This is a genomic window from Streptomyces sp. NPDC127197, assembly GCF_042672405.1.
Classification (GTDB): Bacteria; Actinomycetota; Actinomycetes; order Streptomycetales; family Streptomycetaceae; genus Streptomyces; species Streptomyces flavusporus.
In genome coordinates, this window is sequence record NZ_JBHXVG010000004.1 from 256920 (window position 1) to 282172 (window position 25253).

Consider the following 25253-nt stretch of genomic DNA (forward strand, 5'->3'; position numbering starts at 1 on the left):
GATGCTTTTCGCAGTGAAGATGGACGTCGAGATCCCGCGCGATCTCGACGAGCAGGTCCGTGCAGAGGTGGTGGCCAGGGAGAAGGCCTACTGCCAGGAACTGCAGAAGTCCGGGACATGGGTCCACATCTGGCGATGCGTCGGACAGTACGCCAACATCAGCGTCTTCGACGTCGCGGACAACGAGGAACTGCACCGCATCCTGTGGAATCTGCCCCTCTTCCCGTACATGAAGATCGACGTCACGGCCCTGGCCCAGCACCCGTCCGACCTGGCGGCCGCGGAGGTCGCGGCGTGACGGACAAGGTGGTCGCCACAGCCGCTGGGGCCGCGGCTGACGTGCCCGACGGCGCCACGCTCGCCGTGGGCGGGTTCGGCCTGAGCGGCGTGCCGAACGTACTGATCAAGGCGCTGTACGACCGAGTTCGACCCCGCCGTCCTCAACCCCCGCGGCGGCGCCATCGCCCTCGTCCTCGAACGCTGACCCGTCCCAGGAGCCGCAGTTGACTTCCTTCCCCGTGTTGCATCACCAGGTCGTCGGCCCGGCCGACGCGCCGTTGATGGTCCTCGGCCCGTCTCTGGGCACATCGATGACCGTATGGGAGCCGCATCTCACCGCCCTCGCCGACCGCTACCGTGTGCTGCGCTTCGACCTTCCCGGTCACGGAGGCTCGCCGACCGGTCTGCTCAGGGATCCCGCGCCAGGCCGCACGACGGTCGAGGACCTCGCGTCGCTGGTCCTTGCCCTGGTCGAGCACCAGGGCGGGGACCGGTTCCACTACGCGGGCATTTCGCTGGGCGGTGCCATCGGGGCCCACCTCGCAGTACGCCACCCGGCACGCATCGACTCGCTCGCACTGGTCTGCTCCTCCGCGCATTTCGGGGCGCCGGAGCCCTGGTGGGAACGCGCCGCCCTCGTACGGCAGAAGGGGACCAGGACACTGCTCGAGACCAGCCCGGAGCGCTGGTTCGCCGACCCCGGAACAGCCGAGACCCGCTTCGGAAGCTCCTTGCTGCAGAACCTCGCCGCCACTGATCCGGCTGGTTACGCGGCATGCTGCGATGCCCTCGCCACCTACGACCTGCGGCCGGAGCTGGCCCGGATCACCGCCCCCACCCTCGTCGTCGGCGGCTCCGACGACATTGCCACCCCACTGCACCACGCGAGGGAACTCGCGGACGGCATCCCCGGAGCCACCCTGAGGACAGTGGCCGCCGGCCATCTCGCAGTCGAGGAGCCCCGGGCCGTGGAGACGGCGCTGAGCGCCCACCTCTCAACGGCCCACACCAGGTCTGTTCGCTTGTGAGTGCACGCGGGTAACCCTGTCGTTCACCCGGTGGACGCGCAGGCCGCCGCCGTTCCCGGCCTCGACTCCTGGCCGATCCTCCCGGTCGATCAGTGCGCGCGAGTCGCCAGCACCTGTTCGGCGACCTCGACCACGGGTGCCACCCACACGCGGTCGTCGCGCGCCAGCCGACGGCAGAACTCTTGGAGGTCGCGGGCGCGCACGGTCTGCGGGGCCCGGTCGCCGATGTCGTGGCCCGCCATGATCACCCACTCGCCGCGGGCTGTTCCTCTGTCCACAAGGGACATGAGCGCGTCGACGTCGAGTCCGTCGATGACGTACGCGTCCAGATGCGCCAGATCGCAGACGTCCGGCATGTTGCCGGTTTCGCCGCCGTAGCCACGTCCTGCCATGAAGCGGTGTGCGACGAGCGGGACGTAGCTCTGCCGTCGCGATCCCCGGCCGATGAAGGACTGGCCGCACGGATAGGCGAACGTCTTCGGGCGCACACCGAGCAGATCCTCGATCACCTGGCCAGCCCTGTCGATGTCAGCGGCGATTTCGTCCAAGGTTCTGTTCTCGAGCGCGTTGGTGCGCGAGAACTCGTAGTTCGCACTGCATGGATGCGTCGTGGTGTGGTTGCCGATCTCATGGCCTGCCGACGCGACGGAAGACCAGCGGTCGGGTGCCGCGGCGATTCCGGAGGGCAGGACGTAGAAACTCGCCCGGATCCCGTGTTCGTCGAGGATCCGCACTCCGTGCAGCTGGCTTTCCCTGGCGTCGTCGAACGACAGGCTCACCGCGACTGCCGTGCCTGCAGGGAAGAACGCCGACATCAGCCCAGTATGCCGCGTGCGTCGTGGGCTTGCGGTGGTCCGTCGCTCAGCCCCTCGGCCCGCGCCACCGCGGGCGCGCACCGGTCTGATCAAGGGACGAGCGGTAGCCCTCCTGCCGGGCTGCAAAAGAGCAACAGCGAGCCCAAGCTGCGGGTTCGTGATCCTCGTCGCTTCACAGAACGCCCACAGAGCCTCGCCGAAACTTTATTCTTCAAGCGTTACGCTCGCCGGCAGGCGAGTGGCCGACGGAGCACCCGCACCGCGGCACTCGCTCCCCCCACCAGGCACAGGAGACTCGGTGTGTATGACGGCGACGTAGTGGTGATCGGCGGCGGCTATGCGGGCGTCCGGCTGGCGAAACGGCTGGACGGGACGGCACGGGTCACGCTGGTGGACCGCAAGGAGATCTTCTTCCACCGCATCGCCTCCCTGCGCGCCGGTGTGCGCCCGGAGTGGTCGGTGACGCCCTTCATTCCGTACGACCGACTGCTGAGCCACGGCCGTGTGGTCGTGGGCAAGGCGGTCCGCGTCGAGACCGGCGAGCGGCAGGTGGTGCTGGCCACGGGCGAGCGGCTGCCGTACGACGTGCTGGTGATCGCCACCGGCGCCGACTACCCGGAACCGGCCCGCTTCACCGGCACCACCGCCGAGGAGGCGGCCACGTCGTTCGCGGTGCACCAGCGGAACATCGCCGCCGCCGATCACGTCCTCGTCGTCGGCGGCGGGCCGTCCGGCGTCGAGCTCAGCGCCGAGATCCGGCTGGCCCGGCCGGACGCCCGGGTCACGCTCGCCCATTCCGGGCCGGCCCTGCTCGATGCCACGGGCAGTGCGCGGGCCGGGCGCAAGGCCCGCGACTGGCTGGAGTCCCACGACGTTCAGGTACGGCTCGACTCCTTCATGTCGCCCGGTAATGACTTCGGCACCTACCGCGACGCCGACGGCAACATCGTCGAGGCCGACCTCTCCTTCTGGGCGACGGGCACCACCCCCAACACGCTCTGGCTGCGCCTGGCCGGGCACGGCGACTGGCTCAACGCGGCCGGGCAGGTGAAGGTCGACCGGATGCTCCGGGTCGAGGGAAAGGCGGACGTGTTCGCGGTCGGCGACGTCAACGACGCCGGCGAGTTCAAGATCACCCCCACCGCGCTCGCCCAGGCGGACCTCGCCGCCCACAACATCCGCACCTACCTGAACAGTTCCGGCAGGCACCGCAAGCAGCCCCGCATGTACCAGCCGGTCCGGCGCAGCCCGATCATCGTGCCGTTCGGCTCGGCCGACGGACTGACGGTGCTGCCCGTACCGGGCGGCGAGACCGCGGTGCTCGGTAGCCGTACCTCCGTCCTGGCCAAGGCGAAGACGCTCATGACCCCGTACATCAGGCGCCAGCTCGGTTACACCGCGAACTGAGGACAGCCTGCTGTCGGCTCGATCCGGCGGCGCCTTTCACCCGTCGACGGTCTTCAGGGTGCCGGAGAGACGCAGGGCGTTGTCGGTGTCGAGGCCGAGACGGGCTGCCCAGGCCAGGGCGTCGTCGAGGGTGGCGTTCGCCTCGGCCAGGTGGGCGGCGGTGAGGGTGGGTGGCACTTTGGCTTCATTCAGGAGGGTGGTCCACTGGCGGGCGGTGAGGGAGAGATAGCGGAGGTCCGGAAGGTCGGCCAGGACGGGCAGGTCGGGGACGTCGGCTCCCGAGAGGTCGAGGCCCCGCAGGTGGGGGACGGTGCGCAGGGGGATGATGTCGGCCGGGCCGGTGGTGGTCAGGTCGAGGGAGGTGAGGTGGGGGTGGGCTTCGAGGGGAGCCAGATCGCCTGTGGTGAGGGTGACACGCAGGGATTCGACGGGAAGTTCGCGCACGGGTGACAGGTCGGCGGCGGTGGAGCGGTTGAGGTGCAGGCGGCGAAGGTTGGGGGCGGCGGTGAGCGGGGCGAGGTCGACGAGGCCGGTGACGTTGTTGATGTGGATCGCCTGGAGGGTGGGCGGGACCTCGTCGGGGACATCGCCGCCGATGAGCTGCTGCGGGGCGGGATCGTGGTCGGGTTCGAGCAAGTGGATGTCGTCGTCGTCCTTCTCGTAAGCGCCCTGGTCCAGGAGTTTCAGGCAGTGGCCCAGGAGTGACGTGATCGAGTCGGCGACGTAGGTGGGTCCCTCGTCGTAGTCGCGGCCGGTCCGGATGATCTGGCCGGGGCGGCCGTTGAGGGCCGGAGCCGTGTCCACGGCCAGGTAGTTGCCGTCCACGCTGCTGCCGAAGCGCAGCCAGCCGGGGTGGCCGCCACAGCGGCGGACGGTCTCGGTGGGGGTGGTGTCGAAGACGACGGCCTCCCATTCCAGGTCCCAGCCGTACCAGGGCCGTTCGCCCGCGCCCCACTCGGTGTGCTCAGCGACCATGCTCTTCAGCGACAGCCAGACGTTGCCCGGGAACAGGTAGCGGTCCTGGTGGCCGGTGTCGTCGCCGTCGGCGATCAGGTAGAGCGCGCGCAGGTCGGGAGGCAGGCGGCGGCCCAGGCGGCGTTCGGCCTCCTCGATCGCGGCGGCGGTGGCGGGCGGGGGCAGTTCCTCGGAGTGTCCCAGGATCGCGGCGCGCCGCTCGAGGTAGGCGCGGAAGCGGGCCACGGCCAGTTCGGGGTCGCCCGCCGGTGCGCCGGTGCCGGGCTCCTGATGCCGGCCGGGCTGGGGCAACCGGTAGTCGGGGTCCAGGACCACCTGGAAGCCGCTGCTCATCCCGGTCACCCTGGTGATGGCGCCGTTGAAGGCGACGAGCCGATACTCGCCTGACGGCCGGCACTGAACCTCCAGGCTGACGGGCTCCCAGCCGCGGTTTTCGCGCAGTCTCCCGGCCAGTGCCATGAGTTCCTCGTGGAGGTTGGGCAGGCCTGTGTTCCAGTTCTCCTCGTGCCGGCCGTAGCCGCCGGTCACTCCCGAACCGCCCCGCCCCGCCCGCCCGTGCAGGACCGCGTGCGTCCAGCCGTTCGGGGCCTTGGCGACGATCGCCTCGACTATCGGTCGTACCGCCTGCTCCACCATGTCGTGCTCCCGTGCTGTCGATGGTGCCGGGCATCATGGCAGCCACCACTGACATCGAGACCGGTGTCCCTGAACGCGTCGGACATCGACAACGACAAGGCGTGAGAACGACCTTCGGGACTGTGTCACGGCATGCGCCGGGCCCCCGCGACGATCGCCTCGCGGATGCGGTTGTAGGTGCCGCAGCGGCATATGTTGCGGATCTCGTCCAGGTCGGCCTCGTCGATCTCCCGTCCCTCCTCCCGCGCCCGGCGCACCTGCGCGACCGCCGTCATGATCTGACCGGGCTGGCAGTAGCCGCACTGGGCGACGTCAAGGTCGAGCCAGGCCTCCTGCAGGGGGTGCAGGTCCCTGCCGACGGTGGCGGGGAGGCCTTCGATGGTGGTGATCTCGTCGGTGGGCGCGATGTCCCTGACCGGGACGGTGCAGGGGGTGAACGCCCTGCCGTTGATGTGGCTGGTGCAGGCCCGGCAGACGCCGACCCCGCAGCCGTACTTCGGTCCGGTGACATCGAGGACGTCTCGGAGCACCCACAGCAGCCGGACGTCGTCCTCGACCTCCGCCGTGACGGCCCTGCCGTTGAGGATGAAGGTGTGCTGCGGCACAGGGACTCCTGTCTAGAAGGCGCGGTCGAGGCCGTCGGTCGGCGAGGCGGGGATCGGCGGGGTGGTGGGCGGCGGCTCGAAGCCGAGCGGTTCGGCGTGGTTGACGGGGAAGGTCGTCGGCATGGTGCCGGTGGCGCGTCCATAGGCGCAGGCGACGGCGGCCATCGCGCCCGCGACAGCCAGCTCCCCCGCACCACCCGGTCGGCCGGTGGTCGGCGGCATGACGACGATCTCCAGCTCGGGCGGGGTGTTCCACTGCCGGGTGTAGAAGTAGTTGTCCCAGCTCCCCTCCAGGAAGTGCCCGTTGTGGAGGTGGAGTCCGGAGGTGAGGGTGAGGGCGATGCCGTCGATGATCCCGCCCATCATCTGGGCTTCCAGGCCGAGTGGGTTGACGGCCAGTCCGACGTCGACGGCGCAGACGACCTTGGTGACCCGGGGTCCGGTGTACGCGTCGGGGATCTTCCGCCCGGTGGTCTCGGGCCGGCAGTCGATCTCGGCGAGCACGGCGACGAAGGAGTGGTACTCGGGATGGACCGCGATGCCCTGGGCGGTGTCGGCGGGCATGGTCCGGCCCCACCTGCCGAGCTCCGCGACCTTGTCGAGGACTGCCCTGGCCCGTTCGTCCTTGAGCAACCGGCGGCGGAATGCATACGGGTCCTGGTCGCCCATCCGCCTCGCGAGCTCGTCGACGACCAGTTCCTGAGCGCAGCGCACGTTGGGCGAGTAGATGTTCCGCATCGCGCCGGTGTTGTAGCCCGTGTCGGTCTCGTTGAGCAGCATGGTGGTGGCCCCGAAGTGGTAGGGGCTCTGCTGCGTGAGCTGGAAGAGCGTCTCGGAGAAGGTGAGATCGGCGACCGGCAGTTCGGCGGCCTGGGCAGTGATGATCTCGCCGATTCCGTGCCCGAAGTCGGTGGCGACCGAGGTGTGGCGCTGCGCGTAGGTGAGGACCTCGCCGGGCGTGTAGGTGGCCCGGACCCGCGAGGTCGACATGGGGTGCGTGCGCCCCTGACGGAAGTCGTCGGCCCGGTGCCACATCAGCTTCACGGGCTTTCCCATGGCCTTCGAGATCTCGGCGGCCTCACTGGCGGCGTCGTAGAACAACTTGCGTCCGAACGAGCCGCCGCCCTCGGTGACATGGACCCTGACGGCGCCGCTCGGCAGACCGAGCCGGTGGGCAATCTGCTCCTGGGCGACGATCGGCGACTTGAGGCCGGCCCAGATCTCGGCCGAGTCGGCGCGTACGTCGGCGATGGCGCAGTTGGTCTCCAGGGCACTGTTGCTGGCGAAGTGGAAGGTGAAGCGGGCGTCGACGGCCTTGGTGAGGAGCGGCAACGGTGATACGACGAGGGGCGGTTCGGCGGCCTTCAGCTTGCGCAGGACGGTCTCGTCGGATGCGCCGTCGGCAGTGCCGGGTCCCCAGGTGACCTTCAGGGCGCGGACGGCGTCGATGCACTGGCCGAAGGTACGGCCGCGGACGGCGACGCCGGTGGAGATCCGTACGACGTCGGTGATCCCGGGCATGGTGCGCACCGCGTCGAGGTTCGCGACCGAGCGGACGGTGCCGTTGATGGTCGGGGGCCGGCACACCATGGTGGGCAGCGCGTCGGGCACCTGCACGTCCATGGCGAACTTCTTGCGGCCGGTGACCGCCTCAAGGGCGTCGATCCGCCGCTGCGGGGTTCCGATGACGGTGAACCGGGACCGGTCCTTGAGGGTCACCTCGACCGTGGTGTCGCTGAGGGCGGCCGCCTTCGCGGCCAGCTCGCCGTAGGTGAGGCTGCGCCCGGTCGTGGAGACGACGGCTCCGGCGCGGGCGGTGAGTGAGCCGACCACCTCGCCGAGTTCGAGGGCGGCGGCGCGCAGCAGCCGGCCCCGGGCGACGGCGGCGGCGACGCGGATCGGGGTGAAGGTGGAGATGGTGGTGTTGGAGCCCCCGGTGAGCTGGTTGAAGAGCAGCTCGGGCCGGGCATCGGCGAGCGTGACCCGTACCTTGTCGAGCGGTAGGTCGAGTTCCTCGGCGATCAGCATCGCGCTGGAGGTGGTGATGCCCTGTCCCACCTCGGCCCGGGGCAGTGCGAAGGAGGCCGTGCCGTCGGCGTCGATCCGGATGGTGATGAGGTTCGCCGTGGGCAGCGTGGCATGCGTGAGCATGTCGTTGAGGTCGTAGATCTCGGACGGGCCGGGCAGAGACGGGACCACGGACGGGGCCTGTGCCGCGGCCTGCGCGGAGGCCTGCCGGGGAGCGAGCGCCGCCCCGCCGAACTGGGCGGCGACGGTCAGGGTCGGTGCCGCCAGTACGTATCCGAGGAATCTGCGCCGCCCGGTGCCGCGCCGGACCGCGGCCTCCTCGCCCCGCCGCGCATCGTCCCACGCTTCCATCGGCTGCCCCTTCGACGCGTCCTGTGGGTCTCTGGTGGCTGATCCCTGCAACTCGCAGGCACCATGGCGCACTTCGACCGGCCGCGGGAGCGGGTTTGTCGTATGCTTCACCCGTGCGGCACGAATCCCTCACCGAGGGTCAGGCCTACCGCTGGCTTCGCGTTTGCTGCCGGGATCACGGGATTCACCCCGCGTGATCCTTACGGCCGAGCCAAGAGGCGCATTCTCAGGGCCAGTTGGAGCCGGAACCGGCCCTCCGGGGTGCGCACCGGCCAGCCGAGCAGGGTCTCGGCGTGGGTCAACCGGTCCTGGAGCGTGGAGTGGTGGACGTTGATCTCGGCGGCCGCCGCCCGCAGGCTTGTCGTCGAGGCGACGGCGTGCAGGGTGGCCAGCACCCAGGGGGCGTGCGCCGCCGCGGACTCGAGGATGCGTACGTCCGGCGGTACCTCGGCGCCCGGTGCGACCAGGCCGGCGAGCAGCGCAATGTCGCCGAGGCCGTCCGCGTGGACGACGCGTGAGCCGGGGTCCTGCGCCGTGCCCTCGGCGGTGAGGCGCAGGGCGATGCGGGCGGCGGCCCAGGAACGGGGCAGGTCCAGTACGGGGAGGGCGGGTCCGACGCCGAGTCGGCCGGCGGGCAGTGCGGCGTCCGGGTGCACGGGGAGGATCCGGGGCCGGCCGCCGGGGGTGGCGAGCGCGCGGTACCTGGCGGTGAGGTCGAGGCTCAGCCGGCGGGCCGCGTGCAGGCGCGCCGCCTCCGGCGCGGTGGCGTCGACGACGGTCTCCAAGAGGGCGGGATCGTCGAGCGGAATCCGGCCCCGCGTGCGGTCGAGGACCTGTCGCAGGGCCCCTGCAGCCCGCTCCAAAATCACCGCGTCGACCACGCTGGGTGCCGCCTCGGGCCGCTCCAGCCACAGGGCGGGAGCGCCGCCCGGCGCCAGGGCCGTCGACGGCCAGCCGGGATCCGGCGGGAGATCCGTGTCCCGGCGCGTTCCGTCGGCCTCGACGCGGATGTGTACCCGCGTCCCGGTTTCCACGAGCCGTGCGGGCACCCCGGCCAGTACGGCGGCCCCGCGCACCAGCGCTTCCAGACCGGCACGTGACTCGGCCAGTCGGTCGAAATAGGCGATGACCTGCACGGCGGCCCCGGCATCCGGGTCCAGCGCGGTCAGGCGCCCGGCCAGCTCTTTCATACACCCATGGTGCGCCATGAGGCGGGTGGTGAAGGACCCTGCGGAGCGTTGTCGCGCAGCTCACGCCGCATATGGCCCGCGTACCCTTCCCTCACCGGCCGAGAATCCTGCGCAGCCACTGAAGCTGTGCCGCCCGGGCCGCCTGGGAGAGCGCCGCCTGGGGCGCGAAGCCGTCGAAACCGTGGAATCCGCCGGGCCAGACGTGGAGTTCGGCGACTCCGCCGGCCTGCCAGATGCGGGATGCGTAGGTGACGACCTCGTCGCGGAAGGTCTCCGCGGAGCCGACGTCGAGGAAGGCCGGGGGGAGCCCGGAGAGGTCCTCGGCCCGGGCGGGCGCGGCGTACGGGGGCACGTCGGGGCCGCCGCGGAGGTCGCCCAGCAGGGCCGTCCAGCCGGTCTCGTTGGCGGTGCGGTCCCACACGCCGAGGCCCGCCATCTGGTGGGCGGACGGGGTGTCGTTGCGGTCGTCGAGCATCGGGCACATCAGGACCTGGGCGATCGGCTGCGGGCCCTTGCGGTCCCGGAGCAACAGGGCGAGCGCAGCGGTCAGGCCGCCGCCCGCGCTGGCCCCCGCGATGACGATCCGCTCCGGGTCGCCGCCGAGCTCCTCGGCGTGCTCGGCGGTCCACAGCAGACCGGCCAGCACATCGTCCACCGCGGCCGGGTACGGGTGCTCCGGTGCCAGCCGGTACTCGACGGACACCAGGACCGCGTCCAGATCCTCGGCCCAGGCCAGCGGCACGTCGACGCCCATCCGGTTGTCGCCCAGCACCATGCCGCCACCGTGAATGTGGTAGATCACGGGCAGCGGACCGGACGTGGCGGGGGTGATCGGGCGGCATACCAGCAGGGACACCTCGGGCGCACCCTCGGGCCCGGGCACCAGCCGGTCCTCCGCCTCGAACGCCCCGCCCGACGTCAGGTCCACCTCGGCCAGCATCTGCACGGACGGCCCCTCCCGCTGTGCCTGGATGGCGTCCAGGGTGAACTGGGACGGCATCATCTCCTTGACCAACTCCAGGGCTGCGGCCAGCTCAGGGTCGAACGGGGGCGGGACCCGGGTCATGTCTGTCTCCTTGGGCCGGGAAACGGTGGTTCGTACGACCATGGTCGACGCGCCGGGCGAGCCTGCGACGCCGCCGTACGGCGGAAGGTGCCCGCCACCTGGCGGGTGGCCGCGGGTCCAGGTCCGCCGCACCGTCCGCGCGTCGCCGCTCGCGGCCGACCACCACGCCACCCGACCTACGGCCTTTGTGTCAGCGACAACGATCGGCCTGGCCGCGTGGTCCTGTGTGTCCGTCTCGCGTCAGGCAGGCTCGTGCGCATGGTCCCGCGCGGAGGGTGAGGCGGGGCCGCCCGCGGCATCTCGACCGCGCTCGGCCACGCGGTGGAAGAGCCTGCCCGGCCACCAGAACCAGCGGCCCAGGTCCAGGGCGAGAGCGGGGACCAGGACCGTGCGGACCAGGAAGGTGTCCAGGAGGACGCCGATGCCGACGAGCACGCCCATTTGGGCCATGGTCACCAGCGGCAGGCCGGCGAAGACCGCGAAGGTGGCGGCGAGGACGATGCCGGCGGAGGTGATGACGCCGCCGGTGCTGGTCAGGCCCTCCAGGACGCCGCGGGAGTGGCCGAGGCGGGCGGCCTCCTCCTTCACGCGATGCATGAGGAAGATGTTGTAGTCGATGCCGAGGGCGACCAGGAAGACGAAGCCCATGAGCGGGATCGACCAGTCGACGCCGGCGAAGCCCAGGACGTGCTCGAAGATCAGGTTCGAGGCACCGAGGGCGGCGAAGTACGACAACACCACGGTGGCCAACAGCAGTAGCGGGGCGACGAGGGCCCGCAGCAGCCAGATCAGGACGCCGAGGACGACCAGGAGCACGATCGGGATGACCGTGGTCAGGTCGCGGTCGGCGGCCCGCTGGGTGTCGAGGGTCTGTGCGGTGGTGCCGCCGACGAGGGCGCCCGAGCCACTGACCTCGTGCACGGCGTCGCGGAGCTCGTCGATCGTGTCCTTGGCGGCCTGACTGTCCGGGGCGTCCGCCAACACCACGGAGAGTGTGGTGAGTTCGCCGTCCGGAGTGCGGTCGGCGGCCTTCTCGACGCGGGCCACACCGTCGACCGTGGCCGCGGCGGCCCGGACCTCGGCTGCCTGGCCGGTGCGGGTGACGATCTTCGCGGGGTCCGAGGCGCCCGACGGATAGTGCGCCGAGATCCTCTCCTGGGCGACGACCGACTCGGGCTTGTCCTGGAACATCTCGGCCTGCGTCAGCCCCATGCCGATGCCGGCCGCGCTGAGAGCGAGGACGCCGGTGGCGGCGACGGACATCATCCACGACCAGCGGGGGCGCCGGGCCACGGCCGTGCCGATGCGGGACCAGACGGTGCGCTCCTTGTGGGCGGGTGTGCCGTGGCGCGGGACGAACGGCCAGAACACCCAGCGGCCCGTGATGACGAGCAGCGCCGGCAGCACCGTGACCATCGCCAGGAAGCCGCAGACGACGCCGATCGCGCCGACCAGTCCCAGCGAGCGCGAGGAGTTGATGTCGGCGAAGGCGAGGCAGGCCAGTCCGACCGCGATGGTGCCGGCCGAGGCGAGGATCGCCGGGCCGGAGCGGCCGAGCGCGATGCGCATCGCCTCGTGCCGGTCGGCGTGGCGGTGCAGCTCCTCGCGGTAGCGGGCGATGAGCAGCAGCGCGTAGTCGGTGCCGACACCGAAGACGAGCACCATCAGCACGCCCGCGCTCTGCGGGTCCACCGGAAGCCCGGCGTGCTTGGCCAGCAGGTAGGTGGTGACCTGGGTGAGGACGGCCGCGAAGCCGACGGCGAGCAGGGGGAGGAGCCACAACACGGGGCTGCGGTAGGTGATCAGGAGCAGTACTGCGACGACCAGGGCGGTGGCGAGCAGCAGGGTCGAGTCGAGGCCGTCGAAGACCGCGACCTGGTCGGTGAGGGAGCCGGCGGGCCCGCCGACCTCGATGTCCACACCGGGCGGGGCATTGGCTCCCGCGATCTCGCGCAGTTCGTCGACCCTGCCGGTGAGGTCGTCCTCGGTGTCCAGCGGGACGACGGTCATCAGGGCCTCGCCGTCATCGGACGGAAGGGGTCGCGAGACTTCCTCCCCAGCAGGGGCGAACTGCGCGAAGGCCGTCCGGTCGGCGGCCGCCTTCGCCTCCGCGCCCTCGCCGGTGTAGACGACGACCGCGGGCATCACCGTGTCCGTACGGAACTTCTCCAACTCGGTGTTGACCCGCGCGGACTCGGCGCCGCGCGGCAGGAACGCGTTGGCGCTCGTGTCCTCGACGTCGCCGAGCTTTCCGGCCAGCGGGCCGAGCGCGACGGCCACGATCAGCCAGGCCACAAGGACGAGCCATTTGCCGTGCCGCCCGCCGGGCGCACGGGTGACGCGCTGGAGCAGCGCACGCATGAGTAGTCTCCTTCGTGGGAGCGCGCCGCCGGTAGCCAGTGCGGCGACCGGCGCAGGGCGCACGGGATCGGCACCACGGCGCATGAGGTGTGACGACCTGCCGTGGCGTACGGGATGGGTGTGTCCGGGCGTGTGCCTCCTCGGTACGGCCGGGAGTTGGCGCTCCCGGCCGTACGTCTGCCGGCCGCTGTTACTCGATCTCGCGCATCATCTTCTCCATCGAGCCGACCGCCAGCCGGGTCTGCGTCAGTTCGTCGAGGGTCTGGCGCTGCTCCTCGACGGTGCGGCGCTGCAACTCCACGGTGTCTTCGAGGAGTTGCGCATACTTTGCCGCCAGTTCCTTGTACTGCTCCTCGCGCGCCGCCAGCATGCGGGCCCGCCAGGTGGCGGCGAGCTGCCAGACGATCACGATGAGCAGGGAGAAGACTCCGGCCGCGCCGACGGCGCCGACGAGGGCCTCCAGGTCGGATCCGTCGGCGGCGAGCGTCACCAGTTCCTCGTTCACTTCGCTTCCTCTTTCGGGATCCGGTCGGTCCGGTCAGTGGTCTCGGTGATCGTCGCGGCCGCCCGGGCGATGACGTGGGGTGTCAACTCGTAGAAGAACGGGGCGACTTCGAAGTACTTCATCGCCTTGCCGTCCTCCGCGAGTTCGAGCGTGCCGACGACCAGTCCGGCGGCCTCCAGTCGCTGCAGGTGCATGTGCAGCAGCGGTCGGCCCATGCCGATCTCGCGCGCCAGCGCGCTGACATAGTTCCGGCTCTCCATGAGCGCCGCGACGATCCGCATGCGGTGCGGATTGCCGAGCGCGGAGAGCACCTTCAGCAGCTCGTCGCCCGTCGGTGCCGGAGGCGGGACCTCGGGCATCGCGGCCCCTTTCCGTCGTACCTGTCAGAAAAGGCTGACGGCCCCTTCGGATACCTGTCAAAGATTCCTGACACATCTCGGGGGTAGATGGGGGATCCCTCAGGGTCGGCTCGGGGGCGGAGGGCAGGTGCCGGCGGGCGGTTGCGGGATCGGTGGGCCGATCAGGAGAAATAGGATTCGAGCGTGCCGCGACGCCGGATGTCGAGCGTCGCGCAGTGGAACGATCCGCCGAACGGCGCATAGTGCAGCAGATCGCACGGGATCGGTTCAAATCCCCACTTCTCGAGTGCGCGGAGCATGTCGGTGTGGTGCCGCTCCGCGATCACCCGTTTTTCGTCGATCATGAGAACGTTCATGCTGAGCCACTTGCCGCACATCGAGGTGATCCTGAGGATGCGCTCGTCGATCGGGTTGGGCTCGGGGGCGATCAGGATGTCCCACGAATTCAGGACGTCCGGCAGGCGGTCGACGTCGATGTATTCGGGATTGACCAGCGCCCTGCCAGGTGAGAGCAGGACGAACGTCGTGTCGATGTGCATGGGTGTACGGCAGCGGCTCTCGATCTCGTGGATGCGGTAGCCGGGCCCGAGATGGCGACGCAACCAGTCGATGCCCATCTGGTTGGTGACGTTGCTCCGCGTGACGAACAGATCGCGTCCCGCGCGCACGAAATCCGCCGCGTCGAACACCGGCTCGAACTCGGTGAGGATGTAGCGCATGGGCTCGCCGGCCTCGGGCGTACGGAAATCCGCCTCGAACAGTGCGTCGGTGAGCTGCGGCTTCGGTGCCGCCGTCCAGCGCGCGCCGCGCCGGAAGTAGTCCTTGAGGAGTGAGCGATAGGAGTGAGTCTCGAAGTACCGGCACGGCCAGGCCATCGGGGTCTCGATGATCTCGTCGCCGATCACGAGCATGCTGTCGCGCGGACAGGTGTTGCAGAAACCGCGCGATGACCAGTCGGGAGTCCCGAAGCGTTGCCTGTGGTCGACCGCGTCCGGGCGCCTCACCGTGATGTCGAGGGACTCCAGGAGAGTGACGAACTGGTCGAGCTCATGCTGCGCCCGCTCGATCAGCAGGCGCGGATACCTGAAGCCGGAGGCAAGGCCCTGCAGCCGGGCCGCCCAGGGTGGGATGTTGCAGGCCACGACCGGGTGCTTGGAGGGGATCGCCGCGCCATCGAGACGACCGACGATGATCTCCTCCAGCGGGTCCCACTCGTTGTGTGAGTTGACCGGCGAAACGACAGATTCCTCAGTGTCGTCGGTCGTGAACGATGGCGCCGCCATGCTCAACCGCTTTCGATCACGGAAGTGAGTGATGCACTGCACTGTCCACGTTACTCAACGTGGCGTTGCAGGGCTGTCTGTGTGCGTCCGTCATGCGGAACAACCGGGAGGGCCTGCGCGTTCCCCTCATGACCGCCAAGGACTTGACCAGTAGGCTTTGCTTGTCATTTACCATGGCCTGAGGGTTGTGACGCCCTCCCGACCACCCTTCGTACCGAAAAGGAGCCCGAGTCCCGCAATGGGTGAGCCTCCCAGTACCAGCCGTGCCATGCCCCGCCCACGCCAGAGCAGTGAGGGAACGGGGGTGGCGCGGTGACCGAGGTCCTGCTGCTCCTGCTGGCTCTCCTCCTGACGCTGGCCTGCGCGCTCTTCGTCGCCGCCGAGTTCTCCCTGACCACCGTCGAACGCGGTGAGCTGGAGCGGGCCGCTGCGGCGGGCGAGCGCGGTGCCGAGGGCGCGCTGAAGGCCGTACGCCGCCTGACCGTCCAGCTGTCCGGCGCCCAGCTCGGCATCACTGTCACGTCCCTGGTGATCGGCATGCTCGCCGAGCCGTCCCTCGCGGCGCTGCTGCGCGGCCCACTGGAGGCGATCGGCCTCGGCGGTGCCGCATCGTCCGTCGCGACCGTACTGGGCGTGGCCGTGTCCACCGTGGTGCTGATGGTGGTCGGCGAGCTCGTGCCCAAGAACTGGGCGATCTCCCGCCCCCTGGCCGTCGCCAAGGTGGTGGCGGGCCCGCAGCGCGGCTTCACGGCCGCCTTCGGCCCGTTCATACGCCATCTGAACAACACCGCGAACCGTTTCGTACGTCGCTTCGGCCTGGAGCCCGCCGAGGAGCTGGCCTCCGCCCGCAGCCCCGAGGAACTGGTCGCGCTGGCCCGGCATTCCGCCGCCGAGGGCGCCCTGGAGGCCGACTCCGCCGAACTCTTCGTGCGCACCCTGCACCTGAGCGAGCTGACCGCCGAGAACGTCATGACCCCGCGGGTCGACGTCAAGGCCCTCGAAGCGCGCGCAACGGCCGCGGACGCAGCGAACCTCACCCATGCCACCGGCCTGTCCCGCTTCCCGGTCTACCGCGACAGCCTGGACGACGTCATCGGAACCGTCCACATCCGCGACGTACTCGCGCTGGCGCCGGAGAAACGCGCGGTCACGCCGGTCACCGAGCTGTCCACCGCACCCCTGCTGGTGCCCGACAGCCTCACCGCCGACCGGCTGCTGGAGCGGCTGCGCTCCACCCGCACCATGGCCGTGATCATCGACGAGTACGGCGGCACCGCGGGAGTGGCGACGATGGAGGACATCGTCGAAGAGGTCGTCGGCGAGGTCCGCGACGAGCACGACCCCGTCGAAGTGCCCGACCTGCTGCCCGCTGAGGAAGCAGCCGACGGCCGCGCGGCGTGGGAGGCGGACGGCTCCGTCCGTATCGACCAGCTCACCGGGATAGGACTGACGGCACCGGAGGGCCCGTACGAGACCGTGGCCGGCCTGGTCGCCACCCGACTCTCACGTATCCCCGCCAAGGGCGATGTCCTGGCCCTGAACGACGGCTGGCGCCTGGACGTCCTCGACGTCGACCACCACCGCGCCGACCGCGTCCGTATCACCGCACCGGCCAGGGTGCCGGCCCAGGCGGGGGAGGAGCCCCGATGACCGTCCTGCAGCTCGCCATCGGCGCCCTCACCCTGCTGACCAACGCCTTCTTCGTCGGCGCCGAGTTCGCCCTGATCTCGGTACGCCGCAGCCAGATCGAGCCGCGCGCGAAGGAGGGCAACACCCGAGCCCGGATGACCATGTGGGCCCTGGAGCACCTCTCCGCGATGATGGCCACCGCCCAGCTCGGCATCACCGTCTCCTCGCTGGTGCTGGGCGCCGTCGCCGAACCGGCCATCGCGCACCTGTTGGAACCCGGCTTCGAGGCGGCCCACATCCCGCACGGCCTGGTGCACCCGATCGCGTTCGTCATCGCGCTGACCGTGGCGACGTATCTACACATGCTGATCGGCGAGATGGTCCCGAAGAACATCGCCCTCGCGGCACCGGTCCCGACCGCCCTGCTGCTCGGCCCGCCGCTCGTCGCCCTCACCCGCGCGCTGAAGCCGGTGGTGTTCGGCATCAACGCCTTCGCCAACACCCTGCTGAAGCTGCTGCGGGTCGAACCGAAGGACGAGGTCGAGTCGGTCTTCACCGACGACCAGCTCGCCCGCATGGTCGTCGACTCCAGCGAGGCCGGCCTACTGTCGCCCGCCGACGGCGAACGGCTGCGCGACGCCCTGGAACTGGGCACCCGTCCGGTCGGCGAGATCCTGGTCCCCGCGCAGAAGATGCGCACCGTCGACCACACGGTCACCCCGGCCGAACTGGAGCGGATCGCGGCCGAAGCCGGCTACTCCCGCTTCCCCGTCGCCGGCCCGAACGGCAGCCTGCTGGGCTACCTGCACATCAAGGACACTCTCGGCGTCACCGACCGCGACCGGCCGTTCCCCCGCGATGCCCTGCACCGGGTCACCCGGGTCCGCATCGACACCCCGCTGGACGACACCCTGACCGCTCTGCGTGCCGACGGCAGCCACCTGGCCGCCGTGACCGGCGCGAAGGGCGCCGTCCTCGGCTTCGTGACCATGGAGGACGTCCTGTCCGAGCTGGTCGGCCCGGCGCCGGCGAGGGCGTGATCCCGGAGTGGGGCGTACGGCACAGCCGACCAGCTCCGCCGCGATCACGGTCCTCGGCTCGTGATCGCGGCGGGCGGGGCGGGCCGACCGATCAGGACGACTGGGCGGTCTGGTAGAGGTTCTGCGCGTCCGCGCCGAAGTACGGCCCGTACATGGCGGTCGGCAGGAAGTTGTACTTGAAGCTGTTCACCGACGACTGCAGCCCGGTGCCGGTGGCCTCGTCGAACTGGGTGAACCAGGGGCCTCCACTGGAGCCGCCGGTCATGTCGCAGGTCAGACCGTGGTCGCTGGACAGCAGGAAGTCCCGGTAGGTCGTGCCGCTGCAGTAGATGAACTTCTCGCCGTCGTACGGTGCGGCGGCCGGGAAGCCGAAGGCGTACATGGCCTTGTTGTAGCCGGTGTTGAAGGCCAGGCCCTGGCCGCCGACGACGTCGGTCAGCTTCTTGCCGTCCAGCGGGGCCACCACGGCCGCGCCGACGTCGTAGTTGATGTCCTCACTGGCCGTCCACTGCGGTGTGGACAGGGTCTTGGCCGCCGCCCACCTTCCGTACGGGGCCTGTCCGTCGTGGTAGCCCGGCACGAACACCCAGTTGGTGTGCCAGGAGCCCTCCAGCTTCACGCAGTGGCCGGCGGTGATCACGGTGCTCTTGTTGGCGCTGGTGACGGCGTTGCCCGAACATGAGGCGGTGCGGCCCTGGTAGGTGAAGAACACCCGCCCCGCGGTCTTCACCACGGCCCCGCCGCCGGTCCAGGCGCCGCCGCTGTGGGGAAACGCCAGGGGCCCGACGGGGGCTGCCGGGGCGCTGGGCGCGATGATCGCCTTCTTGCCCTTACGAGGCGCCGATGCTCCGACGTCCGAGCGGTCGACGGACAATACGTCGAGCGGAGTGGCCTGACGCATCCGCTCCGGCGTCCAGAAGCCACGGGCGCGTTCCTGCGCCGAGAGCGGCACCATTCCCGGTTTCGTGTCGGCGGCGCCTGCCGGCGTGGCGGTGACACCGGTGGCCAGCAAGGCGGCAACGCCGGCCAGAGCGCCGAGAACGGTGCGGCGAACGCGGGTGCCGCCGGATGTGCCGAACCTGCGGAGGCTGCCTATCACGCGGTCTCCTTCTGCGGTGGGGGCCGGGCGGTGGGGACCATCCGCCCAGGCAGGAAGGGGTGTTACTGCGCGCAGTGAGAAAGGCAGCGTGCCATCGGAAAGCAAGGTTTGGACAGGTGCACGTCATAAAGATGACTGAAAAAGCACACACTCTCTTCGTCGCGAACACGAGGGCGGGCACGCCCCCGGTAAGCGTCGCAGTGTCACGGCCGGGGCCGGGGAAACGCCTCCAGGGCCCTGGCGAGGCCGGCGGCATCGGTGCCGACCTTCCGGTAGACGGAGGAGAGCAACTGCGTCACCCCTTGCTCGGTGAGGCGCAGATCCTTCGCGACGACGCCCACCGGGTGCCCCACGGCCACCATCTCGGCAGCCTTGCGCTCGGGAGCGGTGAGCGTGTCGGTCTGGGCGTAGCGCAGGGGCAGCGGCCGCAGCCCGGCTGCGGACAACTCGTCCCGGGCCCGGGCGGCGAGGGCCTCGGCACCACAGTGGACGGCACCTTCCAGGCCCTGGTAGAGCCGGTGGGCAGCCTCCTGCAGCCGGCCGTTCCGGGACAGCGCGGCCCCGTGGCCGACCTGGGCGCGGGCCAGTTCGTACGCGGCCGGCGACCGCTGCAGATGCTCGACGGCCTCCGCGTACAGCTTCAGAGCGGCCGGACCGCCGGTCGCCTCGGCCTCGGCGTGCAGCGCCTGACCGATCGCGGAGGCCGCACCGAAGTCCCGGGCCCGCTTCACCGCATCCCGGGCGAGACGGACCGCCCGGTCGGGCGCGCTGGGGGCGAGAGCGGACGACAGGTCCAGCTGCCACGGGCACCACGCGGGGTTGCGCCAGGCCCGCGCCTCCAGCCGGTCCCCGACGGCGGCCAACAGCTCCGCTGCCTCGGCGAGCCGGCCCTCGGCCAGCAGCAGTTCGGCGTACACCGTGCGGGGATCGGGGTAGATGACCGCGTTCGGGACGACCTCGCCGTAGCGGTACGAGTCCGCGAGCCGGCGTGCCTCCCCGGTTCGGCCGCGGGCGAGCAGGATCTGGATGAGGATGCCGATGGCGAACCACTGGGCGGGGACGGCGCCTTCTACTCGCTCGGCGGTGCGCAGGCCCTCGCGCACCAGGTCCTCCGCTTCGGCCAGACAGCCGCGCCGGTAGCGGATGTAGCCGAAGAGAGTGTGGCCGAGGGCCAGATGGGAGCCGCGCCAGCCCTTGGCCTCACACTCGGCGATGCCCTTGGTAAACAGTTCCTCCGCCCGCCGAGGCTGATCGCAGTACATGAACACCAGGGCGACCGACACCGGGACCTCGAAGCCGTGGTTCTCGTCGGTCCAGCTCATACCACCGCGCAGAGCTTCCTCGGCGCCCGCGAGCACGACCCGTCGCGGCTCGCCGCGCACCAGGGCGTCCCAGGCTCGCAGGCCCAGGATGTAGCGCTCCTCCAGACCACGACCCGGCAGTCGCGCGGCCAGCCGGGCCAGTCGGCGGGAGCGGGCGGGGGAGTCGGGCTCGTCGGTGCGGAAAGCGCTCCACACGAAGTGATCGGCCTGCATCCGCAGTCGTGTCCGCGCATCGACGGCCTGTCGCGCCTCCGCCTCGGCCACGGCCGCAGCCTCCGCCATCTGGTCGGTGTGGGCGAGCGCCTGGGTGAGTCGGTAGACGATGGAGGCATGCAGCTCGGGGTCGACGCCGGGCTCCGCCAGCGCTTCTCGGAGGTGACTGACAGTGGCTGCGGGGTCGATGAGAAAGGTCGAGGACGCAAGTTCGTGGAGGAGCGCGGCGCGGTCCTCCGGAAGGGGCGGCTCCTGAAGTGCTCGGGTCAGGACCCGCCGTGCGGCCTCCGGGGCGCCGGCACGGAGGTATTCATGGGCGGCCTCCCGCAGACAGGCCACCGCCTCGGGCCTGCCCTCGCAGGGCACTTCCAGCAGATGCCGGGCGGCGGCGGTGGGGCCGAGGCCGGCCGCTCGGACGGCTTCCGCCGCCGCGTTGTGCAGACCGGGCCGCAGGCTCGGCGGAATGCCTCGGTAGACCGTCGTCGCGATCAGGGGGTGGACGAACTCCAGGCCTCCGCCTGGCCCGGACGTGTCCGCCAGGATCCTGGCGGCGCGCAGTCGCTCGGTCGCCTCGGCGGCGTCCTCGCTGCCGACCACCGCGATGGTGGCTGCGAGCTCCGGCGAGATGGACGTGCCCAGTACGGCGGCAGCCCACGCGAAGCGGACGGTGGTTGTTCCGAGACGCTGCAGACGGTCGAGCAGACCAGGGCCCTTCACCGCGGAGGCGAGGTTCCGCATGGTGGGCAACTCGTCCCGGCTACCCCTCAGTCGGCGTTCGCCGAGCCGGATGGCCAGTTCGACCACCTCGAAGGGGCTTCCGCCGGTGACCGCCCAGCATTCGTCGCAGAACCCGTCCTCGGCCCCCTCACCGAGTTCATGCCGAACGATCTGCGCAACGGCGGCGGCGGTGAGTGGCTCCAGAACGTAGGGGCGGTTTCCTCGGTCCTCGAAGCGCGCGCGGAACGCGGACGCCCCGTCCGGCAGTTCGTCGGGGCGGTACGCGACGACGATCAGCAACGGAAGGTCCGCGACCCTTGGGGCGAACGAGGCGAGCCAGTTCAGGGACTCGGCATCGGCCCAGTGCATGTCGTCCAGCAGCAGAACGAGGGGACCCTTCAGCACGGTCAGGCGCGTCATGACCCAGTCCAGGCCGTCGCGCACGCCGGTCGGGTCGGGTACCCGGGCGGTGCCCGTCGCCTCGAGCCCCAGTGCGGCCGAGACGATGTCGTACCAACTCCCCAGGAAGTCCCGCCGCTCCGTCTCGTCCATCACCGCCAGGGCGGGCTGCATGAGCTGGCGTACCACACGGAAGGCCAGTTCCTGTTCGCTCTCACCGCCCTGGCCCGAGAACACCGTGAACCCGCGTGCTGCGGCCTGCTCGCGTGCCTGCCGGATGAGCGTCGTCTTTCCCAGCCCCGCCGAGCCGGTGAAGGCGAGCAGTCCGCCCCGCCGTGGCTGCGGCACTCCATCGACGCTGTCGGAGAGGTCGGCCAACGCGGCGTCGAGCGCCCGCAGTTCACGGCGACGTTCGAGCAACGGCTGGTGCTCCGTGATCGGTTGCCGAGGCCCCATCACCATCTGCCGTACCCGCTCCCTGTTGTCGGCCCTCGGAAGACAGCGCCGAGCGTACGACCTCGCAGAGGCACGGCGACCGGACTGACGAACCAGAACGACCGAGATGGGTGAATCATCCGTCGTGGCGGCGTGGACGCCCCTGTTCTGGGTAACGTAGCTCAAATCGACCCAGGTTGGGAGCCGACGGGCTCAGGGGAGCGCGGAGGCCGCCGCCGTGTCCGCGTAGCGCGGCACGGTGCAGGACCAGTAGTAGCAACCGCGGATCCAGCCCACCATGCCGTCCACATAGCCGACGCCTGCCGCGCTCAGCTGCGGTTCGATCTCCCCGTAGAGCCTCTCGAACTCGCTGATCGTGCTGTTGATCTGCCGGATGGCCAGCGTGACCGCTTGCGGCAGGGAACAGCGGTACGTGCTCTGGTGGGCCAGGGCCAGATTGATCATTCCGCCCGCGCGCTGCTCCTTCACCGCGGAGAACAAGTCGGGTATCCACACCGCCGCGTCCGCCGACAGCCTGCCCAGTCGCCGCATGACGGGGTGATGCAGCTCCTCGGGATGCAACTCGTGCGGACCCGCAGCCTCGCACAGCGGGTAGAAGGGCTCGACACCCGCAATGAGCGCGCGTATCGAGCTGTTGAGCCCGATCCGCAGGGGGAGCGAGTGGGTCTGGGCCACCGCTTCATATAACAGCCCGTGCACGTACTCCCGGCTGTTCCACGCCCATCGCGCTGCCTGCGCGGGCGTGCACCGTTCCTGAACCCGGCGGTACAGGTCGGCCAGGGCCGCCCCGAGCGGGGTGCTGGGCGGCTCGTCGTCCCGCAGGATCCTGATGCTCTCGCACAACATGGGCAGCAGGCGGTTGGGCTGCCGCCGGCCGACCTCCTCCGCCCGGTCGTCGAAGATGAACTGGTAGGCGATCTGATCGGCCACGAGTTGGAGGAGCTCGAGGTCCATCGTCGGGCTGTTGTAGGACGCGAGCTCGGCCGGGCGGGTTCGGGCGATCATCTCCGCCACAGGGGGATCGTCGGTCAGCCCCCAGGTGCGCAACCATACGTCGACGCCGGCTGCGGCTTCGGGTTGATGGGGATTGCTCAGAAATGGGAAGGGCATGTAGAGGGTTGTCTCGATCAGTTCCTTGAGACTTCCTGTTGCAATTCCGCTGTGGGATGTGGCGGGAGTTCCCTCATACGTGGTGGACACCGTTTTCACCTGCCATTCGGATGTCCTGTCATGTGCGCTGACGCGATTCACAGATCATCTCCAGCGACCTGGGCCCCAATGTCACCGCAGGGCGCGGTGGTCCGATGTGCCCCGACACGGGGCGCAAACGCCACCGACCGGCAAATGTCGCGAGGGCCACGGTGGCCTCCGCCATGGCGAAGGTGTCGCCTATGCATTTGCGGTTCCCTGCGGAGAAAGGCAGCATCGCGCCCTTCGGTACGGACGTGGCCCGCTCCGGAAGCCAGCGTTCCGGAAGGAACACTTCAGGCTCGGGAAAGGACGCCGGATCGTGGTGCAGGAGGTACGGGCTGTACAGGACAGTGGCTCCGCGGGGCAGCCGGCGGCCCGCGAACTGCGTTTCCTCCGTGGTGACCCGGGTGAACAGCCAGCCGGGTGGATGCACGCGCAGCGTCTCGGTGACCACGCAGCGGGCGTGGACGAGACGCGCCAACTCGTCCGGTCCCGGAACGCGCTGACCGTCGAGGACCGTGTCGACTTCGCGGTGGAGGCTGCGTTCCGCCTCCGGATTCACCGCCAGGAGGCGGAAGGCCGAGGCGAGACACATCGCTGTGGTCTCGACCCCGGTGAGCAGGAGCGTGATGAGCTGGTCGTGGATTTCCTGCTCGGTGAGCCCTTCCGCTCCGTCGCCGCGGCGCTCGGCCTCCAGCAGGGTTCCCAGCAGATCGTTGCGGGGCGTGCCCTGCCGACGCTCGGCGATGAGGGCGTCGACGAGCGAGTGCAGGCGTACGAGTGCGTCCCGGTAACGGCGGTTGGCGGGCGTCGGGACACGGAACGGGGCGTCCATCGGCACCACGGTGCGGATGAAGAGGCCTCGCACGACGGCGGCCAGGCTCTCGCGCACGGCGGCCGCCCGCTCCGCGTCCAGCGAATCGGAGAACAGCACCCGGCTCGTCACCCGCGTCGTCAGTCCCATCATCGCCGCGGTGACATCGACCCTCTCTCCCGGCCGCCACTCGCGGCACAGCGCGTCGGCCTCCTCGCCCATCAGCTCCGTGTACGCGGCGACGCGGGCCGGGCGGAAGCCGGGCTGCAGGAGTGTGCGTTGCCGGCGATGTGCGTTCTGGCGGCATGTGACGAGGCCGTCGCCCATCAGCGCGCCGAGGCGGTCGTACAGCGGACCGCCCTTGTCGAAGGTGTGCGGGTCCATCAGCATCTGGTGGACCAGTTGAGGATCACAGGCCACCCAGGCGCGCATGGGGCCCAGGCGTATCTCGACCAGATCTCCGTGCGTGGGAAGGGAATTCAGAAAGTCCAGCGGGCGCCGGAACAAGGCGATAGCATGACTGACGAACGGGAATATGCCCGGCGCAGTACCCACGGTCCATATCCGCCCCGGTTCGGTCACGGTGCCGCCCATCGAATACCCCCTGCCTCAGTCGACCCATGGAAATCGGTGATCGCTCACCGACCTGGCGCCTGAATCTTTGTTCTGCCCAATCCAACCCGCCGTCGGCTCCTGAATCCCCTTTCCGTGGGGGCGCACAGGAGCACAAAGAAGCACGAGTGAACGGCTGTTGATACGAGCTGCATCACATGGCTATTGCCTTCTGCAGAAGGTGTGCAGAAGGCGCGTGGAGGCACATATGGCTCGCCCGGCGCTACCGCGCCGGGATCCGCGTCACCGCCCGGGTGCTCCGGCGCGCAGTCCGTCCATGACGAGGTCCAGGAGCGGGGTGACTTGAGGCTGCCAGTCGCCGCGGGGGTCGATCTGCCAGAGGCCGGAGAGGGCGAGGAGGAAAACGTCCGTGGTGACTCCCGGGCGGATGGTGCCCGCCTCCTCGTTGGCGCGGAGCAGGAGTTCGGCTGCGGCGATCAGCGGGGTCGGGCCGGGTTTGTGGATGGTCCCGGGCGGGTTGGTGGCCAGCCGTATCGCCTCCGCCAGGCCGGCCTTGGCCATGGCGAACTGGGCGAAGCGGTCCATCCACTCCCGTAGCGCCTGGTCCGGTTCCCGGGTCTCGAGCAGCTGGGCCGCGTAGTCGGAGACCTGCTGCATCTCGTGGCGGTAGATCTCCAGGACGAGCGACTCGCGGTTGGGGAAGTGGCGGTAGAACGTGCCCTGGCCGACGCCCGCCTTCTTGGCGATCGCGCTCAGCGGGGTGTCCGCGGAGCGGGTCAGCTCGAACAGGGCCACCTCCATGATGCGCTCGCGGTTTCGCTGCGCGTCCGAGCGCAGAGGTGTGTGCTTCTTCTCCTGCACTCGTCCTCCTGGCCGGAAGTGCGCCTTGCTAAACGGACAGGCTGTCCGGTA

The 25253-nt window shown here is 70.2% G+C and carries 20 protein-coding genes and 1 pseudogene; 6 read left to right on the forward strand and 15 right to left on the reverse strand.

Annotated features, from left to right (window positions below):
• Window position 1: 1 nt before the first annotated feature.
• The 3 genes and pseudogenes from catC to ACFVJQ_RS08670 all read left to right on the forward strand — a co-directional run bounded on the left by catC (window position 2) and on the right by ACFVJQ_RS08670 (window position 1307).
• Entirely contained in the window at window positions 2-298 is a 297-nt protein-coding gene (gene catC / locus ACFVJQ_RS08660; protein ID WP_385781991.1) for a muconolactone Delta-isomerase, read from the forward strand.
• A pseudogene (locus ACFVJQ_RS08665) lies at window positions 295-423 on the forward strand (CoA-transferase); the annotation flags it as partial. The gene catC and the pseudogene ACFVJQ_RS08665, both read left to right, overlap by 4 nt.
• 80 nt (window positions 424-503) lie before the next feature.
• Window positions 504-1307, forward strand: a complete 804-nt coding sequence (locus tag ACFVJQ_RS08670; RefSeq protein ID WP_385781994.1) for an alpha/beta fold hydrolase — start codon at window positions 504-506, stop codon at window positions 1305-1307.
• Between the two features lie 89 nt (window positions 1308-1396).
• On the opposite strand, the gene ACFVJQ_RS08675 is transcribed toward ACFVJQ_RS08670, so the two are convergent.
• Window positions 1397-2122 (reverse strand): polysaccharide deacetylase family protein, encoded by a 726-nt coding sequence (locus tag ACFVJQ_RS08675; protein ID WP_385781996.1) that lies wholly within the window; start codon window positions 2120-2122, stop codon window positions 1397-1399.
• A 300-nt stretch (window positions 2123-2422) separates the two neighbouring features.
• On the opposite strand from ACFVJQ_RS08675, the gene ACFVJQ_RS08680 reads away from it, so the two are divergent.
• Window positions 2423-3529 carry an NAD(P)/FAD-dependent oxidoreductase gene (locus ACFVJQ_RS08680; RefSeq protein WP_385781999.1) on the forward strand — a complete coding sequence of 369 codons (1107 nt, stop codon included), beginning with the start codon at window positions 2423-2425 and terminating at the stop codon, window positions 3527-3529.
• Between the two features lie 36 nt (window positions 3530-3565).
• Here ACFVJQ_RS08680 and ACFVJQ_RS08685 read toward each other — a convergent pair whose 3' ends face one another.
• From ACFVJQ_RS08685 to ACFVJQ_RS08725, 9 genes are all read right to left on the reverse strand, one after another.
• Window positions 3566-5140, reverse strand: a complete 1575-nt coding sequence (locus ACFVJQ_RS08685) for an SMI1/KNR4 family protein (RefSeq protein WP_385782002.1) — start codon at window positions 5138-5140, stop codon at window positions 3566-3568.
• 125 nt (window positions 5141-5265) lie between these two features.
• Window positions 5266-5745, reverse strand: coding sequence for a (2Fe-2S)-binding protein (locus ACFVJQ_RS08690; RefSeq protein WP_385782005.1), 480 nt, complete (start codon window positions 5743-5745; stop codon window positions 5266-5268).
• Between the two features lie 12 nt (window positions 5746-5757).
• Window positions 5758-8124: a molybdopterin cofactor-binding domain-containing protein gene (locus ACFVJQ_RS08695; RefSeq protein WP_385782008.1), complete on the reverse strand. Its 2367-nt coding sequence runs from the start codon at window positions 8122-8124 to the stop codon at window positions 5758-5760.
• Between the two features lie 200 nt (window positions 8125-8324).
• Window positions 8325-9314 carry a helix-turn-helix domain-containing protein gene (locus ACFVJQ_RS08700; protein ID WP_385782011.1) on the reverse strand — a complete coding sequence of 330 codons (990 nt, stop codon included), beginning with the start codon at window positions 9312-9314 and terminating at the stop codon, window positions 8325-8327.
• 91 nt (window positions 9315-9405) lie between these two features.
• Window positions 9406-10380 carry an alpha/beta hydrolase gene (locus tag ACFVJQ_RS08705; RefSeq protein WP_385782014.1) on the reverse strand — a complete coding sequence of 325 codons (975 nt, stop codon included), beginning with the start codon at window positions 10378-10380 and terminating at the stop codon, window positions 9406-9408.
• Between the two features lie 240 nt (window positions 10381-10620).
• Complete coding sequence (locus ACFVJQ_RS08710) at window positions 10621-12741, reverse strand: MMPL family transporter (RefSeq protein ID WP_385782017.1); 2121 nt, start codon at window positions 12739-12741, stop codon at window positions 10621-10623.
• Window positions 12742-12931: 190 nt separating this feature from the next.
• The gene (locus tag ACFVJQ_RS08715) at window positions 12932-13246 is read right to left on the reverse strand and encodes a hypothetical protein (RefSeq protein WP_385274152.1); all 315 of its coding nucleotides are present in this window, start codon (window positions 13244-13246) and stop codon (window positions 12932-12934) included.
• A complete protein-coding gene (locus tag ACFVJQ_RS08720) occupies window positions 13243-13605 on the reverse strand; it encodes an ArsR/SmtB family transcription factor (RefSeq protein ID WP_385508916.1) in 363 nt (120 codons plus the stop codon). Before ACFVJQ_RS08720 ends, ACFVJQ_RS08715 begins: the two co-directional genes overlap by 4 nt.
• 161 nt (window positions 13606-13766) lie before the next feature.
• Entirely contained in the window at window positions 13767-14888 is a 1122-nt protein-coding gene (locus ACFVJQ_RS08725) for an amidinotransferase (RefSeq protein WP_385782022.1), read from the reverse strand.
• 312 nt (window positions 14889-15200) lie between these two features.
• Between ACFVJQ_RS08725 and ACFVJQ_RS08730 the strand changes: the two genes are divergently transcribed.
• Window positions 15201-16538, forward strand: coding sequence for a hemolysin family protein (locus ACFVJQ_RS08730; RefSeq protein WP_385508914.1), 1338 nt, complete (start codon window positions 15201-15203; stop codon window positions 16536-16538).
• Entirely contained in the window at window positions 16535-17557 is a 1023-nt protein-coding gene (locus ACFVJQ_RS08735; protein WP_385508913.1) for a hemolysin family protein, read from the forward strand. Before ACFVJQ_RS08730 ends, ACFVJQ_RS08735 begins: the two co-directional genes overlap by 4 nt.
• Before the next feature lie 91 nt (window positions 17558-17648).
• Here the strand turns inward: ACFVJQ_RS08735 and ACFVJQ_RS08740 are convergent, their stop codons facing one another.
• The 5 genes from ACFVJQ_RS08740 to ACFVJQ_RS08760 all read right to left on the reverse strand — a co-directional run bounded on the left by ACFVJQ_RS08740 (window position 17649) and on the right by ACFVJQ_RS08760 (window position 25142).
• Window positions 17649-18656, reverse strand: coding sequence for a trypsin-like serine peptidase (locus tag ACFVJQ_RS08740; protein WP_385508912.1), 1008 nt, complete (start codon window positions 18654-18656; stop codon window positions 17649-17651).
• 203 nt (window positions 18657-18859) lie between these two features.
• Window positions 18860-21769 (reverse strand): ATP-binding protein, encoded by a 2910-nt coding sequence (locus ACFVJQ_RS08745; protein WP_385782026.1) that lies wholly within the window; start codon window positions 21767-21769, stop codon window positions 18860-18862.
• Between the two features lie 186 nt (window positions 21770-21955).
• Entirely contained in the window at window positions 21956-22873 is a 918-nt protein-coding gene (locus ACFVJQ_RS08750) for a (-)-alpha-amorphene synthase (protein WP_385508910.1), read from the reverse strand.
• 118 nt (window positions 22874-22991) lie between these two features.
• A complete protein-coding gene (locus ACFVJQ_RS08755; protein ID WP_385782029.1) occupies window positions 22992-24362 on the reverse strand; it encodes a cytochrome P450 in 1371 nt (456 codons plus the stop codon).
• A 261-nt stretch (window positions 24363-24623) separates the two neighbouring features.
• On the reverse strand, window positions 24624-25142 hold the full coding sequence (locus ACFVJQ_RS08760) for a TetR/AcrR family transcriptional regulator (protein WP_385782248.1): 519 nt from the start codon (window positions 25140-25142) through the stop codon (window positions 24624-24626).
• Between the last annotated feature and the right edge of the window lie 111 nt (window positions 25143-25253).

Excerpts from the sequence above, each read along its gene's own strand:
- catC (WP_385781991.1), top strand. The coding sequence starts at position 2 with ATGCTTTTCGCAGTGAAGATGGACGTCGAGATCCCGCGCGATCTCGAC.
- ACFVJQ_RS08675 (WP_385781996.1), bottom strand. The coding sequence starts at position 2,122 with ATGTCGGCGTTCTTCCCTGCAGGCACGGCAGTCGCGGTGAGCCTGTCG.
- ACFVJQ_RS08685 (WP_385782002.1), bottom strand. The coding sequence starts at position 5,140 with ATGGTGGAGCAGGCGGTACGACCGATAGTCGAGGCGATCGTCGCCAAG.
- ACFVJQ_RS08695 (WP_385782008.1), bottom strand. The coding sequence starts at position 8,124 with ATGGAAGCGTGGGACGATGCGCGGCGGGGCGAGGAGGCCGCGGTCCGG.
- ACFVJQ_RS08700 (WP_385782011.1), bottom strand. The coding sequence starts at position 9,314 with ATGAAAGAGCTGGCCGGGCGCCTGACCGCGCTGGACCCGGATGCCGGG.
- ACFVJQ_RS08705 (WP_385782014.1), bottom strand. The coding sequence starts at position 10,380 with ATGACCCGGGTCCCGCCCCCGTTCGACCCTGAGCTGGCCGCAGCCCTG.
- ACFVJQ_RS08710 (WP_385782017.1), bottom strand. The coding sequence starts at position 12,741 with ATGCGTGCGCTGCTCCAGCGCGTCACCCGTGCGCCCGGCGGGCGGCAC.
- ACFVJQ_RS08720 (WP_385508916.1), bottom strand. The coding sequence starts at position 13,605 with ATGCCCGAGGTCCCGCCTCCGGCACCGACGGGCGACGAGCTGCTGAAG.
- ACFVJQ_RS08725 (WP_385782022.1), bottom strand. The coding sequence starts at position 14,888 with ATGGCGGCGCCATCGTTCACGACCGACGACACTGAGGAATCTGTCGTT.
- ACFVJQ_RS08735 (WP_385508913.1), top strand. The coding sequence starts at position 16,535 with ATGACCGTCCTGCAGCTCGCCATCGGCGCCCTCACCCTGCTGACCAAC.
- ACFVJQ_RS08745 (WP_385782026.1), bottom strand. The coding sequence starts at position 21,769 with ATGGTGATGGGGCCTCGGCAACCGATCACGGAGCACCAGCCGTTGCTC.
- ACFVJQ_RS08750 (WP_385508910.1), bottom strand. The coding sequence starts at position 22,873 with ATGCCCTTCCCATTTCTGAGCAATCCCCATCAACCCGAAGCCGCAGCC.
- ACFVJQ_RS08755 (WP_385782029.1), bottom strand. The coding sequence starts at position 24,362 with ATGGGCGGCACCGTGACCGAACCGGGGCGGATATGGACCGTGGGTACT.
- ACFVJQ_RS08760 (WP_385782248.1), bottom strand. The coding sequence starts at position 25,142 with ATGGAGGTGGCCCTGTTCGAGCTGACCCGCTCCGCGGACACCCCGCTG.